This is a genomic window from Marinomonas pontica, from assembly GCF_036322735.1.
GTDB lineage: Bacteria > Pseudomonadota > Gammaproteobacteria > Pseudomonadales > Marinomonadaceae > Marinomonas > Marinomonas pontica.
The window spans coordinates 3146116-3164328 of record NZ_AP027271.1 but is presented as its reverse complement, the minus strand read 5'-3'; the positions used below and the strand labels follow the sequence as shown (position 1 = coordinate 3164328).

Here is an 18213-nt window from a genome sequence, read left to right as displayed (position 1 = left end):
GGCTTTGATGAGCGAATGGGTGCTGTTACAAAGCGCTATAATTTTTAATCATGTTAAGACAATAAGTTAGCAGAAAAACGATAGATCTTTATGATTTGTAACAATGCAAAGGTTTTAATAGGTTATCAAACTTTGCATATATGTAGGTAATTGTTAAACCCAATTGATTACTTACCACAACTAACTCTAATATACCCAAATCAATCATAAATTGGGTCGTTCGTAGTAGGAGACAAAGCCATGCGTTTAAATTCCATTAGGGTAAAAAGTTCTTTGCCCGTTTTAGTCATGAGCGTCACGTTTATCGTTGCTTTGCTCTCGATGGGACACATTATTAATCAGTTGACCGCCGCACTGAATGTGCAGGCAGATTCTTATGCTAAGGCAACATCCGTCATACTGAATGCTGACCGTGACTTGTATCAAGCAAAATTGGCTGAACAACGTATTGTGGATGGCTTTGGTGATCCTAAATCCGAAGACGCTGATCGCCTTGAAAATGCTCAACAAGTTAAAGACCGTTTTAATTTGTTCAGACAGTATTTATCGAAAGAGCCTAAGGTGTACCAGTCATTGGGCGATTTTGATAAAGCCTTTACGACGTGGCTGAACGCATCGAATGCGTTTGTGGCGCTGGATAAAAATGCCCCAAATTTTGCCACGGCTGAGCAAAAATCCAATGCCGATTTTTCTGCGTTGAGAGGCATTTTGGACAAAGCCGGTGAGGCAGTGAATAAGCACGCGGCATCAACAAAAACAGTGATTGAAGAAAAGGTCGCAAATTTCAAACAATTTGCATTTATTATTGTGGTTGTGGGGTTATTGATCGCCGTTTGGTTCAGTTACAAAACACCGAAAACATTGTCTCATCAGGTGCGTTATTTAGGGCAGCGTATTCGTGAAATTTCCGAAGGCGATGGTGACCTAACGCAAAAAATTGAATTCTCAACAAAAGATGAACTGGGCGATCTTGCGAATGAATTTAACGAATTCGTCAACCGTCTACGTGGCATTATCGGCAGCATACACAAGCAATCGGATGCGTTGGGCAAAATGACGGTTCAGCTTAACAACGCAGCAACACAAACATCTGGTATCACTACAGGGTTAGCAAACGCATCGGCCTCTATTGTCAGTGCGGGCCATGAAATGGACATGTCTAACCAACAAATGGCGACAGTGGCGCGAGACACGGCGGATGAAGCCAAAAACTCCAACACGTTAACGCAAAGCGGTATGGCTGCGGTGAATAAATCTCAGCACGCGGTGACGGAATTGGTATCTGATATTGAACTCGCCTTAAGTCGTTCTGATGAACTGCAAAAAAGCTCTGAAAGTATTGCGTCTGTATTGGAAGTGATTCGTAACATTGCCGAGCAAACCAACCTGTTGGCCTTGAACGCAGCCATCGAAGCGGCCCGTGCGGGTGAACAAGGTCGAGGTTTTGCGGTTGTCGCCGACGAAGTTCGTACATTGGCAACACGTACCCAAGACAGTACAAATGAAATTGAATCGATGATTGAAAAGCTAAAAGTCAACGTTGCAGAGTCGTCTAAAGCGATTCAAAACAGCCGTGACAATGCTGAGTTTACCGTCAATAACTTTGGCGAAGTAACGACCATCTTTACCAGCTTGCAGACTTCCTTTGGTAAGGTTCAAGAAATGGCGGCTCACACGGCGCAAGCCACACAGGAACAATCCATTGTGGCCAACGACATCAACCAAAACATGGTGTCACTAAAAGAACAAAGTGATTCGGTGCAGTCTGTGTCCGACTTGATCCAGCAACAAGCGCAAGACATTACTAAACTGTACAAATCGCTTGATCAGCAAGTAGGCAGCTTTAAAGTCTAATTCGCTCAGACCAAAGCCTGTAATGCTCAGCCGCTTATCGCAAGATAAGCGGCTTTTTTGCATCATGCTCGTGGCTTTTTCAGCGGCAGCGGTGCGGACGTCTTTACTGAACGAATGGCAAAATGGCTCTGAATGTCTTTCACATGGGGCAAAGATTGCAAGGCTTTGAGAATACGTTCGTAGTCTTGTAAATCCACCGCGACCACTTCCAGACGGTAATCGGCGATGCCAGAAACAAGGTGTGCGCTGATGATGTCTTCCATCTCCAGAATCGCATTTTCAAACACAATATGTTTGTCCCCAGCGTGGCTTTTTAAGCGTACTTCCACAAACACCGTCATGGAAAAACCGGCTTTTTGACGGTCAATGCGAGCGTGATAACCCTCGATCACCCCAGAGTCCTCTAGTTGTTTAACACGGCGCAAACAAGGTGAGGGCGATAAGTGAATTTCTTCTGCCAATGCCACATTGGTAAGGCGGCCATCAGATTGCAGATGAGAAAGAATGTCTAAGTCGATTTTATCCATATTGGCACACTTGGTATCATATTTAATTTTTAGGGGCGTTATGTGCTAAATACTCGCCTTTTTTAAGGGTAAATAGCAAGGACATGCTCGCGCTTCAGGGTTGATAATTAGCTTGATGATTTCCTTCGAGGTAGCTATGTCCCAAGTTTATTCACACGACTCTCAATCCACGTTGACGCAAACGCCACCACAATACAAACAATACGCCACTGGTTGGGGTTTTCGTTTGGGCTTGCTGGCTGCGTTTGTCAGTATCCTTATTTGGGCTTCGTGGTTGGTGAGTATGCGCGCTGGCGTAACGAACACCTTGACGGCTTTTGATCTGGGTGTGCTGCGTTATTCGCCACCGGCATTGCTGTTGTTTCCTTTCTTGTGGCGCGCGCGCGCGACAGTTCGAGCGGTGTCGCCGATTTTGCTGTTGGGTATTGTGTGTGGTGCTGGACTGCCGTTTTTCTATTTGAGCGCGACCGGTTTGAAATACGCTCCAGCATCTCATGCTGGTCTGTTAATTTTGGGCGCGTTTCCTTTTTTTGTGACGTTGTTAGCCGTTCTTTTCTATCAAGAGAAAGTCAGTCGGGAACGAAAAATTGGCTTGAGTTTGGTGTGTTTTGGCGTTGTGGTATTGCTCAGTTTGTCGCTATTAACCGCACCTGAAGGCACATGGAAAGGCGATCTGTTGTTATTGGCTGCTAGCTTCTTTTGGGCTGTTTACACCGTCAGTTTACGAATCGCAGGATTGCCGCCGCTGGTATCAACCGCTCTAATGGGGTTGGTCTCGCTGCTTGCACTGATAGTTCTTGGGGCAACGGGGCTGGTATCCAGCGGTCTAGCGCAAGCCTCATGGGAAATGATCGCCGGACAAGTATTAGTACAAAGCCTACTGGTTGGCTTAATGACAGGATTTTCCTACGGCTACGCCATCCAAAAACTCGGCGCTGAAAACATGGCCGCCATCGGCGCCTTCACCCCAGTGCTTGCTGCTCTCATCGCCATCCCTGTACTTGGCGAACAGCTAGAAGGCTACTCCATCGCCGGACTCATTCTAGTCAGCATCGGTGTTGTTATTGCTAGCGGGATCTTGAGGAAGCGGTAGTTTTGTTGGTTTCACACCTGAGCAAGTTAAGAAGTCAACGACTGAACTTATAAGGTAAGTCGTTATTGTATGTTTGCTCAGTTTGACAGTCTATTAGACCGAGTATATTATGAGTAATAACAACGCCCGCTACTCTTATTCTTAAGAAGTCAGTGGGCTTTTTTATGTCTATGATAAGGGAAATATCATGCCATATCGTTATTACAATAAAGAGTATAAATCCCCTGAAGAGCTCGTGCTATATATGCAAACAAAGGGATTGTCTGTAGCGAGTGAATATGAAGCAAAGCGATTTATTGAAAATGTTAATTACTATCGTTTTAAAGCCTACCTTTGGCCTTTTCTCGATGAAAATTTGGCGTTTTACTTATCGCCATCAAGCTTTGAACAAGGTGTCGAGCTTTATCGTTTCGATGAGGAGCTACGTAATTATATCTTTTCTATAATTTGTCGAATCGAGATTAAGCTGCGCTCTAAGCTAGATCAGGTTGTTGCTTCTCATACTAATAATCCGTTTTGGTATCTAGATAATACGTTATTCCTTAAAAACACCCATCGTACCATTGATGGCGTTAGGACAAATCTGTCCGCTAACTTTCTTCGGTCAAAAGACGATTTCTCTAACCACTTTAAAAACAACTATTATAACGACACAAATAGTGACTTTAAGCAATTACCACCTTTCTGGGTGATTAGTGAATTAGCGACTTTTGGGCAAATTCCCATTATTTACAATTCTTTAGATAAGGCTCAGTTTCAAGGTGTTAAGAATTCGAATAAGTTAGATGCTTTAGCTAATGAATTTGGGGCAAGAAATTTAAAAGAACTTAATAATTGGATTATAGCCATACGAGACGTCCGTAATAGATGTGCACACCATTCTAGGGTTTGGAACGCTAATCATAGGCAGGCTAGTGGAGTATTAAATAGGTTACATTCTAGTTACCCGCCAACGAACCCGAATAAAATCTATTTGTTTTGTATTTTACTTAAGAGAATGGATGACCATTTATCAATGCGGTTTCAGGTGAAGCACTATCTTTTGAGTTTATTTGACAAGTACCCTGAGTCCAAAGCTAGAGCTCATTCTGCTGGTTTTCCAGTAGATTGGTATGATGATCCTATTTGGTCTTGATCTTAATGCTCTGCAATAAAAAAACCGCTTACCTTCCGATAAGCGGCTTTCCATTTAAGCCAACCAATCCTAGTAAATATAATTACGCATCAATACGTTTGTATTTGATACGAGTTGGTGTCGCTTCGTTACCAGTACGAGCTTTGTAGTCGGCTTCGTATTCTGCGTAGTTACCTTCGAAGAAGACGGCTTTAGAATCGCCTTCGTACGCTAGGATGTGTGTCGCGATACGGTCTAGGAACCAACGGTCATGGGAAATAACAATCGCGGCGCCTGGGAAGGCCAGTAGCGCGTCTTCCAGTGCACGTAAGGTTTCTACGTCAAGGTCGTTGGTCGGCTCATCCAGTAGCAATACGTTGCCGCCTTCTTTAAGCAGTTTTGCAAGGTGTAAACGGTTACGCTCACCACCTGACAAATGCTTAACCAATTTTTGTTGATCCGACCCTTTGAAGTTAAAGCGACCAATGTAAGCACGAGACGGCACTTTGTAGTTGTGAACCGTGATCATGTCTTGGCCATCAGCGATTTCTTCAAAGACCGTTTTGTCGCCGTCGAGTTCGCGCATTTGATCAACGTAAGCAAGCTGTACGGTTTCACCTATGGTGACAGTGCCTGTGTCTGGTTGCTCGATGCCAGCGATCATTTTGAATAGGGTTGATTTACCCGCACCGTTACCACCCACAACACCAACGATCGCGCCTTGTGGCACCACCATGTTGAAGTCTTCTAGTAGCATCTTGTGTTCGAAGCTTTTGCTAACGCCTTCGATTTCGATGACTTTGTTACCCAGACGTGGTCCTGGTGGAATGTACAATTCGTTGGTTTCGTTACGATCTTGGAACTCTTGCGAGTTCATTTCTTCGAATCGAGCCAAACGGGCTTTGGATTTAGACTGACGGCCTTTGGCGTTTTGGCGAACCCACTCAAGTTCCGATTTAATGGCTTTCTGGTGAGAGGCTTGTTGCTTCGCTTCGGTTTGTAGACGCGCGTCTTTTTGTTCCAACCAAGAAGAGTAGTTACCTTCGTATGGAATACCGTGGCCACGGTCAAGTTCTAGGATCCAGCCAGCGGCGTTATCTAGGAAGTAACGGTCGTGGGTAATCGCCACAACGGTGCCTGGGTAATCTTTTAAGAAGCGCTCTAGCCAAGCGACGGATTCAGCATCCAAATGGTTGGTTGGCTCGTCTAGAAGAATCATATCAGGCTTGTTTAATAGCAAACGACAAAGCGCAACACGACGACGCTCACCACCAGAAAGATGTTCTACTTTTGCATCCCAATGAGGAAGGCGTAGCGCATCAGCAGCTACTTCAAGGGCGCGTTCTAGGTTGTGACCTTCTTTCGCTTCGATCAAAGCTTCAAGTTGGCCTTGTTCTTTTGCTAGGGCATCAAAGTCTGCGTCTGGCTCTGCGTATTCTGCGTAAACCGCATCCAAACGTGCCATGGCTTCAATCACGTCAGCGAACGCTTCTTCCACAATGCCGCGCACGTTTTTTTCTGGATCAAGGTGAGGTTCTTGTTCCAAGTAGCCGATTTTGATGCCAGGCATTGGGCGTGCTTCACCGTTATGCTCGGTATCCACACCCGCCATGATGCGAAGTAGCGTCGATTTACCAGAACCGTTAAGACCCAATACACCGATCTTAGCGCCCGGGAAGAATGAAAGGGAAATGTCTTTAAGAATTTCGCGTTTTGGGGGAACAACTTTCCCAACGCGGTTCATGCTGTATACGAACTGAGCCATAGAAATGCCACTTATCCTAGATTAAAAAACGCTCCATGATTCGCCAAATACAAAACGGGTGAATCAATGGAGAGCCGATTGAAAATTGAGTGCGTTAAGAATAGCACAATCGTGGCTATTTCAGAATAATCAACGCGGCGCCAGCGACAACGAAAATAGCCCCAATCCACGCGCCAACAGCAGGGCGTTGTCCTGTGGTGATCCACAACCCCGGTAAAATCAATACGGGAACAACGGCGGACAATGTCGTGACAATGCCGACGTTGGCGTTGCCGACGCCCCACACCAAGACACTCATGCCGATGACCATACCAATGGTGGCAAGGGTCGCGATGCCCATAAAGTCAAAGCGTGTCAGCTGTGTAAAAGGAACGGCGTCAGCAGGTTGTTTGTGTCGATAGAACAAGCCATAAGCCAAAACAAGTGCTAAGGCTCCGGTGCCCACCCTCAAGGCTGAAACGGCAATAGGATCAGCGCCATCAAGCAAAGCCGGTTTGCTTAACAACGCACCACTGGCTTGCCCTAACGCCGCACCAAGAGCCAGAAGAATGCCACTGCTTAATTTGCCCTTGGTTTGCTCCCACGCATGAAGGTTATTTTTGCGACCAAACAAAATGGCAATCACCACGCCGATCAAAACTAAGCCACAGGCAAAGAGCTGACCGAAAGAAAGGTTTTCTCCTAAAAACAACCAACTCAATAGAATCGACATCGGCGCATTGGTGGCAAACAGCACCCCTGTACGGCGAGGGCCAAGGCGGTGCACGGCGGTAAACAGCATGGTGTCGCCAATGAAAATGCCCAATAGCCCAGACAGCATGACGACCTCGGCGTGCAGCCACAGTGTCGCATTGAAACGTTGTGTGACAAGGCAAATTAATACCAATATGGAGCTGGCGATAACGATACGAAAAGTATTAAAGCGCATGGTGCCAAAGCGTTGAATAAGCCCTGGCGCCATCAGGCTTGAAACGGTCCAACACAGGGCGGCAACCAAGCCTGATAATTCTGCGAACGGCATATAAATCCTTATAAACTTACTCATTCCACAATACTTAGGAATGATTCAAGCGCACACGGTAGCTTGGTAGCTAAATTATGGCGGGGTTGTTATTATTTGAGCCAGAAAGTGAAGGCCTTATTCGAGGCATTCTTACACCAAATTAGTCATATTGGAAGCGCCATGCGATGCCCTTTTTGTGGAACTCAAGATACTAAAGTAGTGGACTCTCGACTGGTGTCTGAAGGCGCACAAGTTCGCCGTCGCAGAACCTGTATACATTGCCAAGAGCGCTTCACCACCTTTGAAGTGGCTGAATTGCAAATGCCTAAATTGATCAAAAGCGATGGCAGCCGAGAAGCCTTTGACGAAGACAAACTGCGCAATGGCATTATCAAAGCCATCGAGAAACGCCCTGTCAGCATTGAAGCAGTCGAAACCGCCATCACTCGAATCAAAGAAAAAATGCAAGCTACGGGCGAGCGCGAGTTGCCGTCTCGTTGGACAGGCGAAGCCGTAATGGAAGAGTTACAACGCCTCGATCAAGTGGCTTATGTGCGTTTTGCCTCTGTGTACAGAAGCTTCAAAGACATCAGCGAATTCCGCGAAGCGATAGACCGCCTAGAAAACCACTGCGTTATTGCTCCAGATGCAAAACAAAACGCCCCAGAATCGGAACAAGAAGACAAAGCATGACCGTTTATAATCACGAATACTGGATGGCCAAAGCCATTCAACTGGCGAAAAAAGGTCGCTACACCACTCACCCTAATCCTCGCGTTGGGTGCGTGTTGGTAAAAGACCAACAAATCATCGGTCAAGGCTTTCATGTGAAAGCCGGCGAAGGTCATGCCGAGGTCAATGCTTTGGCGGACGCCAACCAAGACGCTGTTGGTGCGACCGCGTATGTCACCTTGGAGCCGTGCAGTCACCAAGGCAAAACGCCGCCTTGTGCCGATGCCTTGATCAAAGCGGGCGTCGCGCGCGTGGTCTACGGTATGCAAGATCCGAATCCAGAAGTGTCTGGCAACGGCTTAGCGAAAATCAAAAAAGCCGGCATCGAGATTATAGGTCCTGTTTTGGAAGCGGAATGCGAAGCGCTTAACCCTGGCTTTATCAAACGCATGCGCGAGGGGCTTCCTTATGTTCGCGTTAAGCTTGCCATGAGTATGGACGGCCGCACAGCAATGGAATCTGGCGAAAGCCAATGGATTACCGACACAGCGGCGCGTTTGGATGTTCAGCGTTTGCGTGCGCAAAGTGACGCGATCGTGACGGGCATTGGTTCGGTGTTGGCTGACAATCCAAGCATGACGGTTCGCATTGATAATAACGATCAAGAAGCCGACCCGAAAAGCGTGCGTCAGCCGATTCGTGTGGTAATGGACACGGCTTTGTCTGTTCTTCCAGAAGCAAAAATTCTTTACCCAACGAATCAAGCATGGGTGTTTTCTGTGGAAGAAGAGGTGGAAGAAGAGCACCTTGCTCTGCTGACGAAAAAAGGCGTGACGGTTCGATTTGCCCCTCGCGGGCTGGATGGTAGGTTGGACTTGTTGGATGCCATGGAACAACTTGCTGACGCAGGCATTAATGAAGTCTTGTTGGAAGCGGGCGCTGAGTTGGCTGGTGGTTTTTTAGAAGCCGGTTTAATAGACGAAATCGTCGTGTACATGGCTCCGAAATTACTGGGTTCCAGCGCGCGACCTTTGTTTAAATTGCCCTTAGAAGAAATGGATGAAGCGGTTGAGCTAACGCTTAAATCCGTTCGCCAAGTTGGGCAAGATGTGCGTTTGGTGTATGTACCCAAATACCTAGACGAAGATTTTGAAGACGATTTTGAGGAATAGCCAAAAGCTGAGTGATTGCTTTTTCAGGCTTTTTTTAAGAAAAGCCTGAAAATAGGTTTTTCTTACTTATATTTCGCCAATTTTGCCGAGAATCCTAGAATAAATGTTGCTATAATCGCCGACCAAGATAACCCATATATTCGTACCTTTGGTCGATATGACTCAGATGCTGTCTAAAAGCCGTATTTGGTAGCTCTTTAACAACCAAGGGTATTTTCTAAATAAACAAAAGCCAAACAGACAAAAGCCAAACAGGCCAAAGCGTCAGCCCATAAGGCGGCGTAGTCTGGACAATTGAGGCAAAAAATGAGCGAAGTGGAAACAACCAACGACCAAACTCCAGCACCAAAACGTAAGGACAAAAAACCTTCACGTTCGCAATTGCGCAGTGCTTCTCGTCGTTTGGCATTACAAGCGGTCTACCAATGGCAGATGAACCAATCTGCGGTGAGCGAGATCGAAACTCAATTCGTGATGAATCAAGATCAAGAAATGGATTCTTGTGACAAAGTCTACTTCCGCGAATTACTACAAGGTGTAACAGCCAGCGCCAAAAAATTGGACGCTTTATTTGAAGAGCTACTAGATCGCCCGTTGAGCGAACTGGACCCAATCGAATTGGCGGTAATGCGTATTGGTTCATATGAGTTGTCTCAACGTTTGGATGTACCATACCGAGTTGCGATCAACGAAAGTGTTGAGCTTGCAAAAGGTTTCGGTGCGACAGAGAGCCACAAATACGTGAATGGCATTCTAGATAAGCTTGCACAGCGCGTGCGCCGCGAAGAAATCGCCGCTCGTCGTGAAGCCAACAAATAAGCAAATAAGATCACTAAAAACCCCGTTATTACATGAAGTGACCCCCAATAGTTGGACTATCCAATTACTGGGGGTCTTTTTATGTCTAAATACCACAGAGCGTTTAAGTTAAAATTAGCCAAACTTGCTCAACATGAAAGTTCAAGAGAACTCGGTCGTAAATTCGGAGTGTCATCAGGACAAATCCGTTACTGGTCATTAGTTTTTCAAATACATGGCGTTGAAAGTTTTCGTCATGAAGGCCATCCTTATTCATCTCACTTCAAGTTAAACGCAGTGAAGTCCATGCAAGCAAATAAATGGTCTCTTGCTTACTGCTGTGCGTACTTTGATTTATCTTCTCCAGGTATTTTATTTCAATGGCGATCCCTTTATTCTCGTGAAGGTACTCTACGACTTACTTCACGAAAAAAAGGCAAATCTAACATGAATCATTCTTCGACTACTCCAACTCCCTCAGAACAAATGACCGAAAAAGAACTGAGAGAAGAATTAGAGTATTTACGTGCTGAGAATGCCGTTTTAAAAAAGTTAGAAGCCTTGGCTCAAGCCAAAAAGAAAAAAGCAAAGAAAAGACTCTAGTGGTCAATGAGCTCAAGGCAGAATTTAACTTATCTTGTTTGCTTAAAGCGACAGGGTTACCTAGAAGCGTTTACTACTATCATCGTAAGATGCTAGCTGTTGTTGGGTCTGATGCAGGGCTAAAGGCGCAAATACAAGATATTTACCATCAACACAAAGGTCGATATGGATACCGTAGAATCACACTGGCATTACGTTCAGCAGGTACTCTTATTAACCATAAGCGAGTTCAACGCCTTATGAATGAACTAGGGCTCAAATCAAAAGTTCGACCGAAGCGATATAGATCTTATAAAGGGCATGTAGGAAGAATAGCTCCAAATCTCGTTAATAGAGAATTTGTGGCAAATAGGCCTAACCAGAAATGGGTAACGGATGTCACTGAATTTAAAGTGGGAGACAAGAAGGTTTACCTGTCTCCTATTATTGATCTTTTTAACCGAGAAGTAGTGAGCTATGAAGTACGTCAATCGGTGAAGCTCTCCTTAGTCACAGATATGTTGAAGAGCGCGACAGATAAATTAAAATCGCATGAGAAGCCCATTGTTCACTCAGATCAAGGTTGGCAATATCAGAATCGACAGTATCAAAACCAGCTTAGAGAAAAGGGATTAATACAAAGTATGTCACGCAAAGGAAACTGTTTGGATAATGCCGTTGCAGAGAGCTTTTTCGGCATACTGAAGACAGAAATGTTCCACAATAACGTGTTTAGAAATGCCGATGATCTTATTGAGAAAATCAAAGAATACATCGATTACTATAACAACGAGCGAATTAAACAGAAACTAAAAGGCCTGAGTCCGATTGAATATCGAAATCAGGCCTTGCTAGCTGCTTAGAAATGAGTCCAACTTTATGGGGTCACTTCAACATAGCTAATAACGGGGTTTTTTTATGCTTTTATTTTGCGATGGCGTGGAAGGTTTTGGCGTTTGTGAACAATATTATGGCGTTGTTGGGCGGTAATGCGGGGAGAAATAGGAATAGTGTCGTAATACGAGATGCCACCTGAATGACGAATGGGTGAAGCCTGATAGTGGGCGGTCTGTATAAACGGCGGGGTTGGAAAAATGGTTCAGGTACTGACAAAGGTTTGGGCTTTGTTGCTTGGAATCGTGCTCATTATGTTGGGCAATGGTATGCATTTCACCTTGATCGGCCTAAGAGGTGGGATTGAGGGGTTCTCGTCCGCGGAACTGGCGATCATTACCTCGGGTTACTATGTTGGTTTTTTGTCCGGTGCTCGGTTTACGCCTTTATTGATTCGTCGAGTAGGCCATGTTCGTGTCTTTGCCGCGCTGGGCAGTTTTATGTCTGCAGGGCTTATTTCTTTCCCATTGATGACTGACCCTTGGGCGTGGACGCTGATTCGTGTGTTATTGGGCTTTTGTATGTCAGGCATTTATGTTGCGGCCGAAAGTTGGTTGAATGATGCCGCCACAAATGACACCCGAGGCAAGGTGCTTTCTGCTTACATGATGGCGCAGACACTGGGCATTATCGGCGCTCAAGGTCTGCTGATGCTAGGAGACGCGGGCACCTCGGTATTATTTATTGGCGCTTCTATTTTGGTCTCGGTGTCTTTTGCTCCCATTTTGTTGTCTGCCGCCGTTGTTCCAGCGGTCGAGGTGTCAAAACCCATGTCACTTTGGGCGTTACTCAAAATCTCGCCGCTGGGAACCGTCGGCATATTTTTATTGGGGTGTGTTTATGCCACGCAATCAGGCATGGGGGCTGTTTTCGGCAGCCAAGTAGGGCTTTCTGCAAACAGCATCGCTCTGTTTGTTGCCATGTTGTTTGCTGGCGCTCTGGTGATGCAGTACCCAATTGGGTGGTTGTCTGACCGAGTAAGCCGCAGCAAATTGATCTTTTGGGCTTCTTGTCTTGGTGGTGCTTCGTGTGCGTTTGGTTGGATGAGTCATGGGGCTTTTTGGCCTTTGATGGCGTCCGCATTTTTTGCGGGGGGTGTAACAACGCCACTGTATGCGTTATTTCTGGCGTATACCAACGACTCTCTTTCCCCCAGTGATATGCCTGCAGCGTCTGGCGGATTGGTGTTTACCTTTGGTTTAGGCGCTATTGCAGGCCCTTTGCTAAGCGGTTGGTGTATGCAGGTACTTGGGCCTGACGCATTTTGGATTGTGCTTGGAATAACGTTCTTAGGTATTGCAAGTTTTGCCATGTTTAGCATGGCTCAGCAGGGCGAACAAATTGCCGTTGAAGATACGGACAGTTATCTTGGCGTGTTACCGACGACTTCTGTGGTTGCGGTAGAGGCGGCCAATGAATGGGCCATTGATCATGCTGAGCATCAAGCGGATGTGGAAGAACGGCAAAATGAGGAAAACCGCTCTAATTAAGGTGATTTTCCCTCTTTGAAAATACGCTGCGCGTTACTGTTTCTTTGGGTTTCACCAAGTCAGAGCAAAGCGCAAAGAAAAGTTGGGAATATTCTTCATATGAATGGCTGGTTTATTCTTAACCCGCTATCATAGAAGGGTATCAAGGTGGTTGTTACGCTGCCTTACTCAATATTTTTAGGATCATAATGAAAAAGAACTTTGTTTTGTCTCACCCAAAAAAACCGTATCAGCGCATTGTCGAAGAAGCGAAAAATGAGGTGAAAAAATACATCAAGCAAGAACGCACTAAGGCATTGCCAGAAGGCGCGGATTTTTGGGGATTCAACTGTAAGTTTGGTCAAACGGCTGACAAAGCAAGATCCATTCATGAGGGCGACATCAATACCAATATTAGCTCTGCGCAAAGTCAGCATTGGAAGTCTTTTTATTTAGAAGTGATTCCAACACCAAAGACTCGAGCCAAACGCTCAGAAGATTAAGCGCGTACTTGGCGTTAAAAAGTACAATTAAAACAGGGCAGATTACGATGTGTAATCTGCCCTGTTTTGCTTCTGACATCCCGTCTGTAATACGGTATCCTCTTGGTTGTCTTTTCGGTGTTCTATGTGCCGTGCTGTTGCCATAAAAGGATCAATAAAAGGACCGTTTTTTGAAAGAATTTGAGTTGATACAAAACATCTTCCAAGCGTCTGTGATGGCAAGCACACAGGGGCGTGGAGATCTTTTATTGGGTATTGGTGATGATTGTGCCCAGGTGCAAGTACCACAAGGTCAGAGCTTGGTGTTTTCTATGGATACCTTGGTCGAGGGGCGACACTTTCCTTTTGATGCCGACCCCGTAGATATTGGTTATCGTGCGATAGCGACTTGTGTCAGTGATTTGGCGGCCATGGGGGCGAAGCCGGCATTTTTTACCTTGGGATTGACGATTCCACATTCTGACCCACAGTGGTTAGCGGGGTTGGCGCAAGGTATGGCCGAACTGGCGGAGCCAATCGGATTGGCCTTGGTGGGCGGTGATACCACCAAAGGACCGTTAACCATTACGCTGCAAGTGCATGGCTATGTAGAACCGGACATGGCGGTAAAACGCAGTGGCGCAAAAGTGGGTGACGATATTTATGTTACGGGATTGCTCGGCGATGCTGCGGCTGCGGTGCCGATTGTGACGGGTGAATTACAAGTATCAAGTGAACGCTTTGATTATTTTTATGAGCGCTTCTGGCGCCCAAAACCTCGCTTATTCGTTGGGATGGCCTTAAAACGTGTGGTGCATTCGATGATGGATATTTCCGATGGTCTGGCTCAAGATATCCAACATATACTCAAAGCCTCCGGCGTAGGTGCGAACATAGACGCGAGCCGTTTGCCCATCTCAGCGGAATTAAGCCAGTGGCAACCTGAATCTGCGCTGACACTGGCTTTGACGGGGGGAGATGACTACGAATTGTGTTTTACGGCGCCCAAAGAACAAGCCGCTGAGATCGCGTTAATTACGCAGACTCTAAGCTTGTCATGCAGCAAAATAGGGGAAATCACCTCAGACGGTTTTAACATTCAGCGTTATGATGGTGAGGTAACCGGTTGGCAACACTTCTAAATTTTAATTTTACTGATAGGTGACAATAAATGGCAAACTCTGCCCCAGCGTCGGTATGGCGTAACCCAATTCACTTTTTGGCATTTGGTCTTGGTTCTGGTGCCGCGCCAAAAGCCCCAGGTACTTTTGGTACGCTGGCAGCCGTGCCAATTTTTATTTGGTTATTACAAGACTTAAGTGCAATGGCGTATCTTGCTGTGCTGGTGGTAACGTCGTTGGTAGGAATCTACCTATGCGGCAAAACCTCAAAAGACATGGGTGTTCATGATCATGCTGGCATCGTCTGGGACGAATTCGTTGGCTTTTGGATTACCATGTGGCTAGCGCCAGCGGGTTGGTTCTATATCGTGCTCGGCTTTGTGTTGTTTCGCTTATTCGATATTTTGAAACCTTGGCCTATCTCATGGGTGGATAAAAACGTCCACGGCGGCTTCGGCATCATGCTGGATGATATCTTGGCCGGCATTATGTCTTTTATCGTACTGCAAGCTTTGGTTACCTTCGTTTTTTAGTTCTTAGTTCTTCCCCCTTAAAGACACAAGGGGGAGGAGCAGACCTGAACTGTTCCTTCCCCTTATTACTTCCAAGGGGAAGGCTAGGATGGGGTTGTTTTTGCTTATCTTTAACGCACAACCGCTCTAGGTTTATTCAATTCTTTACGTTTTCTTAGAGCTTCGTAGTAAGGCGCGTAAGCTGGACGATCTATGTATTTTCCATCGCCAGATTGCGCGAGTAGCACATTGTCATGCCACGCAAGTTTGCCGTTACAAATAGTCGTTTCAGGCACACCGTGGATTTCCATGCCTTCAAAAATACTGTGTTCGATTTTCGAGTGGTGGGTTTTTGCTGAAATCGTTTTGCTTGCGTCAGGGTTCCAAATCACCAAATCGGCATCAGCGCCGACACGAATGCAGCCTTTGTTTGGATACATGTTGAAGATTTTGGCGGTGTTGGTCGAGGTTAAGGCAACAAACTCATTCATGGTGATTTTGCCTTCGTTGACGCCTTTCTCCCATAATACCATCATGCGTTCTTCTACCCCCGCTGTGCCGTTAGGGATTTGCGCGAAGTTGTCTTTGCCCATGGCTTTTTGTTCGGCACAAAAGGCGCAGTGGTCGGTGGCGGTGGTTTGCAATGTTCCCGCTTGTACACCCTTCCAAAGCGCGTCTTGGTGGTGTTTGGGTCTAAACGGAGGACTCATCACATGCGCTGCGGCCGTTGCCCAATCGGGGTTCTGATAAACGCTTTCGTCTACCGTAAGGTGTCCCGCCAGCACTTCGCCGAATACGGTTTGACCGTGATCTTTTGCATAGCGAATGGCGTCGACCGCTTCTTCGGTGGAAACATGGACAAGATAAATAGGCGCGCCGAGTGTGTTGGCGATGCTAATGGCTCTGTTCGCGGCTTCCCCTTCTACTGAAGAAGGGCGAGACAGAGGATGCGCTTCCGGCCCCGTCAGGCCTTCGGCCATGAGTTTGTTTTGTAAGTGATAAACTAGCTCACCATTTTCGGCGTGAACAGTAGGAATAGCGCCAAGTTCCAAGCATTTGGTGAAGCTCGACACTAGAATGTCGTCGGTTGCCATGATGGCATTTTTGTAAGCCATAAAATGTTTGAAGCTGTTTACGCCATGATCGCGTACCAGAATATTCATTTCTTCTGCAACGGTATCATCCCACCATGTAATCGCCACATGAAAGGTGTAGTTTGAATGGGCTTTTTTCGCCCAATCACGCCATTGATGGTAGGCATCTAATAATGACTGTTGAGGATTGGGAATCACGAAGTCGATTATCGTCGTGGTACCGCCTGCCAACGCAGCGACGGTGCCCGAAGCAAAGTCGTCTTTTGCGACTGTGCCCATAAAAGGCAATTGCATGTGAGTATGTGGATCAATCCCGCCGGGCATAATGAGTTTGCCCGTGGCATCAATGGTTTCAACGTCTTTTGGCAGTACACTGATGTCGCCAATCTCGACGATTTTGCTGTCTTTGCAAAGAATGTCCGCTTTGAAGCTTTCTTCGTGGGTGACGATCGTCCCACCTTTTATTAATAGACTACTCATGTGTCGTCCTTTTCCAGTTGAAAAATACAAGCGGCATCAAGCGATGCCGCTGAGGGAGTGAGGGTTATGACTGCAATGCGTCAGTTTGAGTGGCAGAAGCGGTTTGCATGTTGGCCAGTACGAAGTACACAATCGCACCCGTAAATGCGCCAGTGAACCAGCCGTAGTTGTAGAACCAGCCAAGCGCAGGCATATTCAGTGCTACGAGCGTAATCAATACCGGAACCGCAAAAGCAATCAGACCTGCGCTATTGAAGGCAGGGTAAAGGCTGTCTTTGGTATACAGTGCAACCAAATCCAAATGCTGACGTTTTATCAAAAAGTAATCGACAATCATGATACCAGCGATAGGGCCAAGTAAGCTTGAATAGCCCAGCAGCCAGTTGGAATACATGCCTTCAACACTGACATCAGATTCCAATAGACCTAACTTTTTGAGTAATTCCCAACCCATCAGCAAAATGCCAATCAAGCCTGTGAGCAAAGCGCCACGAGTATGATTAATCAGCTTTGGTGCAATGTTTTGGAAGTCATTAGTAGGGGAAACCACGTTAGCAGCGGTGTTGGTAGACAGTGTCGCAATGACGATCAAGATCATCGCAACAGCCACCCAAAATGGGCTATCGATTTTACCAATCAACGATATCGGATCTGAAATGGTTTCACCCACCAACGTTGTCGATGCTGCGGTGAGTACCACGCCTAAAGCGGCGAAGAGGAACATGGTGATAGGCAAGCCAACGATCTGCCCAATGACCTGATCTTTTTGTGATTTTGCATAGCGGCTAAAGTCTGGAATGTTCAGCGACAAGGTCGCCCAGAAGCCAACCATGGCCGTTAGGCCGCCTAGAAAATACCCCATAAAACCAGCGTCTTCAGGACGGCTTGCTGGTGTGGCCAGTAGTTCAGTAAAAGATACCTTGTCGCTTGCCCAAAACATTAGGCCAATGGCAACGAGCAATAGTAGTGGCGCGGATAAGGTTTCCATCCATTTAATCGACTCTGCACCACGGATCACTACGTACATGTTCAGCGCCCAGAAAATGAAGAAGCCAATGACCTCGCCGACACCACCCAAACTTGCCCAGCCATCAGACACGGCAGACAAGAATAAATGAATCGCCAAACCACCGAACATGGTTTGAATACCGAACCAACCACAGGCTACCAAGGCTCGGATCAAACAAGGAATGTTAGAACCAATCATGCCAAAGGATGAACGTAATAACACAGGGAAGGGGATACCGAACTTTGTGCCTGGGTAAGCGTTTAGTGTCAGTGGCACCAGCAAGATAATGTTAGCGATAAGAATGGTAAATAAGGCCTCCATTACCGACAATCCGAAGTAGGCGGTCAACACTCCGCCCAAGGTATAAGTCGGCACACAAATCGACATACCGACCCATAACGCGGCGATATTCCATTTGCTCCATGTGCGATCTTTTACTTTGGTTGGTGCTAAATCGTCGTTATACGCTGAACTTTGCTGGAGATCGCTGTCGATCTCCAGCTCATAAAACTCACCTTGTTTAACCGACTTGCTGGTCATGATTTCCACCTCTTCTACTTTTTGATTATGGG

The 18213-nt window shown here is 46.3% G+C and carries 17 protein-coding genes; 12 read left to right on the top strand and 5 right to left on the bottom strand.

All coding sequences use genetic code 11. The features are described from left to right. The first annotated feature begins 240 nt into the window (after positions 1 to 240). Positions 241 to 1854, top strand: a complete 1614-nt coding sequence (locus AABA11_RS14925) for a methyl-accepting chemotaxis protein (protein WP_338269168.1) — start codon at positions 241 to 243, stop codon at positions 1852 to 1854. 62 nt (positions 1855 to 1916) lie between these two features. On the opposite strand, the gene AABA11_RS14920 is transcribed toward AABA11_RS14925, so the two are convergent. After that, entirely contained in the window at positions 1917 to 2381 is a 465-nt protein-coding gene (locus tag AABA11_RS14920; RefSeq protein WP_338269165.1) for an Lrp/AsnC family transcriptional regulator, read from the bottom strand. Between the two features lie 136 nt (positions 2382 to 2517). Here AABA11_RS14920 and AABA11_RS14915 point away from each other — a divergent pair, with 136 nt between their 5' ends. Both AABA11_RS14915 and AABA11_RS14910 read left to right on the top strand, forming a co-directional pair. Continuing rightward, positions 2518 to 3474, top strand: coding sequence for a DMT family transporter (locus AABA11_RS14915; RefSeq protein ID WP_338269163.1), 957 nt, complete (start codon positions 2518 to 2520; stop codon positions 3472 to 3474). A 187-nt stretch (positions 3475 to 3661) separates the two neighbouring features. Further along, entirely contained in the window at positions 3662 to 4609 is a 948-nt protein-coding gene (locus AABA11_RS14910; protein WP_265727709.1) for an Abi family protein, read from the top strand. A gap of 82 nt (positions 4610 to 4691) precedes the next feature. On the opposite strand, the gene ettA is transcribed toward AABA11_RS14910, so the two are convergent. Further along, complete coding sequence (ettA, locus tag AABA11_RS14905) at positions 4692 to 6353, bottom strand: energy-dependent translational throttle protein EttA (protein ID WP_338269161.1); 1662 nt, start codon at positions 6351 to 6353, stop codon at positions 4692 to 4694. Between the two features lie 115 nt (positions 6354 to 6468). Beyond that, positions 6469 to 7374, bottom strand: a complete 906-nt coding sequence (locus tag AABA11_RS14900; protein WP_338269158.1) for a DMT family transporter — start codon at positions 7372 to 7374, stop codon at positions 6469 to 6471. A 162-nt stretch (positions 7375 to 7536) separates the two neighbouring features. Here AABA11_RS14900 and nrdR point away from each other — a divergent pair, with 162 nt between their 5' ends. The 9 genes from nrdR (at position 7537) to AABA11_RS14855 (ending at position 15079) form a co-directional block, all read left to right on the top strand. Further along, positions 7537 to 8049, top strand: a complete 513-nt coding sequence (nrdR, locus tag AABA11_RS14895; protein WP_338269157.1) for a transcriptional regulator NrdR — start codon at positions 7537 to 7539, stop codon at positions 8047 to 8049. Beyond that, positions 8046 to 9200, top strand: coding sequence for a bifunctional diaminohydroxyphosphoribosylaminopyrimidine deaminase/5-amino-6-(5-phosphoribosylamino)uracil reductase RibD (ribD, locus tag AABA11_RS14890; RefSeq protein WP_338269155.1), 1155 nt, complete (start codon positions 8046 to 8048; stop codon positions 9198 to 9200). The genes nrdR and ribD overlap by 4 nt, the downstream gene beginning before the upstream one ends. A 306-nt stretch (positions 9201 to 9506) precedes the next feature. After that, on the top strand, positions 9507 to 10019 hold the full coding sequence (nusB, locus tag AABA11_RS14885) for a transcription antitermination factor NusB (RefSeq protein WP_338269154.1): 513 nt from the start codon (positions 9507 to 9509) through the stop codon (positions 10017 to 10019). An 81-nt stretch (positions 10020 to 10100) separates the two neighbouring features. Next, positions 10101 to 10601 (top strand): hypothetical protein, encoded by a 501-nt coding sequence (locus AABA11_RS14880; RefSeq protein ID WP_338266801.1) that lies wholly within the window; start codon positions 10101 to 10103, stop codon positions 10599 to 10601. Beyond that, positions 10601 to 11443, top strand: coding sequence for an IS3 family transposase (locus AABA11_RS14875; protein ID WP_338266799.1), 843 nt, complete (start codon positions 10601 to 10603; stop codon positions 11441 to 11443). Before AABA11_RS14880 ends, AABA11_RS14875 begins: the two co-directional genes overlap by 1 nt. 231 nt (positions 11444 to 11674) lie before the next feature. After that, positions 11675 to 12964: an MFS transporter gene (locus tag AABA11_RS14870; protein ID WP_338269152.1), complete on the top strand. Its 1290-nt coding sequence runs from the start codon at positions 11675 to 11677 to the stop codon at positions 12962 to 12964. Between the two features lie 188 nt (positions 12965 to 13152). Continuing rightward, positions 13153 to 13446 (top strand): DUF6172 family protein, encoded by a 294-nt coding sequence (locus AABA11_RS14865; protein WP_265727178.1) that lies wholly within the window; start codon positions 13153 to 13155, stop codon positions 13444 to 13446. Positions 13447 to 13616: 170 nt separating this feature from the next. Beyond that, the gene (gene thiL, locus AABA11_RS14860; protein WP_338269150.1) at positions 13617 to 14567 is read left to right on the top strand and encodes a thiamine-phosphate kinase; all 951 of its coding nucleotides are present in this window, start codon (positions 13617 to 13619) and stop codon (positions 14565 to 14567) included. A 29-nt stretch (positions 14568 to 14596) separates the two neighbouring features. After that, entirely contained in the window at positions 14597 to 15079 is a 483-nt protein-coding gene (locus tag AABA11_RS14855) for a phosphatidylglycerophosphatase A family protein (RefSeq protein ID WP_265727180.1), read from the top strand. Positions 15080 to 15189: 110 nt separating this feature from the next. On the opposite strand, the gene hydA is transcribed toward AABA11_RS14855, so the two are convergent. Then, positions 15190 to 16632, bottom strand: a complete 1443-nt coding sequence (gene hydA, locus AABA11_RS14850; RefSeq protein WP_338269147.1) for a dihydropyrimidinase — start codon at positions 16630 to 16632, stop codon at positions 15190 to 15192. A 64-nt stretch (positions 16633 to 16696) separates the two neighbouring features. Beyond that, positions 16697 to 18181, bottom strand: coding sequence for an NCS1 family nucleobase:cation symporter-1 (locus AABA11_RS14845; protein WP_338269145.1), 1485 nt, complete (start codon positions 18179 to 18181; stop codon positions 16697 to 16699). Positions 18182 to 18213 lie beyond the last annotated feature (32 nt).

What these genes read in the sequence shown, in the direction of transcription:
- AABA11_RS14845 (WP_338269145.1), bottom strand. Translation starts at nt 18,181, where the DNA reads ATGACCAGCAAGTCGGTTAAACAAGGTGAGTTTTATGAGCTGGAGATC.
- AABA11_RS14925 (WP_338269168.1), top strand. Translation starts at nt 241, where the DNA reads ATGCGTTTAAATTCCATTAGGGTAAAAAGTTCTTTGCCCGTTTTAGTC.
- AABA11_RS14915 (WP_338269163.1), top strand. Translation starts at nt 2,518, where the DNA reads ATGTCCCAAGTTTATTCACACGACTCTCAATCCACGTTGACGCAAACG.
- ettA (WP_338269161.1), bottom strand. Translation starts at nt 6,353, where the DNA reads ATGGCTCAGTTCGTATACAGCATGAACCGCGTTGGGAAAGTTGTTCCC.
- AABA11_RS14865 (WP_265727178.1), top strand. Translation starts at nt 13,153, where the DNA reads ATGAAAAAGAACTTTGTTTTGTCTCACCCAAAAAAACCGTATCAGCGC.
- ribD (WP_338269155.1), top strand. Translation starts at nt 8,046, where the DNA reads ATGACCGTTTATAATCACGAATACTGGATGGCCAAAGCCATTCAACTG.
- hydA (WP_338269147.1), bottom strand. Translation starts at nt 16,632, where the DNA reads ATGAGTAGTCTATTAATAAAAGGTGGGACGATCGTCACCCACGAAGAA.
- AABA11_RS14910 (WP_265727709.1), top strand. Translation starts at nt 3,662, where the DNA reads ATGCCATATCGTTATTACAATAAAGAGTATAAATCCCCTGAAGAGCTC.
- AABA11_RS14920 (WP_338269165.1), bottom strand. Translation starts at nt 2,381, where the DNA reads ATGGATAAAATCGACTTAGACATTCTTTCTCATCTGCAATCTGATGGC.
- AABA11_RS14900 (WP_338269158.1), bottom strand. Translation starts at nt 7,374, where the DNA reads ATGCCGTTCGCAGAATTATCAGGCTTGGTTGCCGCCCTGTGTTGGACC.
- AABA11_RS14870 (WP_338269152.1), top strand. Translation starts at nt 11,675, where the DNA reads ATGGTTCAGGTACTGACAAAGGTTTGGGCTTTGTTGCTTGGAATCGTG.
- nusB (WP_338269154.1), top strand. Translation starts at nt 9,507, where the DNA reads ATGAGCGAAGTGGAAACAACCAACGACCAAACTCCAGCACCAAAACGT.
- AABA11_RS14855 (WP_265727180.1), top strand. Translation starts at nt 14,597, where the DNA reads ATGGCAAACTCTGCCCCAGCGTCGGTATGGCGTAACCCAATTCACTTT.
- nrdR (WP_338269157.1), top strand. Translation starts at nt 7,537, where the DNA reads ATGCGATGCCCTTTTTGTGGAACTCAAGATACTAAAGTAGTGGACTCT.
- AABA11_RS14880 (WP_338266801.1), top strand. Translation starts at nt 10,101, where the DNA reads ATGTCTAAATACCACAGAGCGTTTAAGTTAAAATTAGCCAAACTTGCT.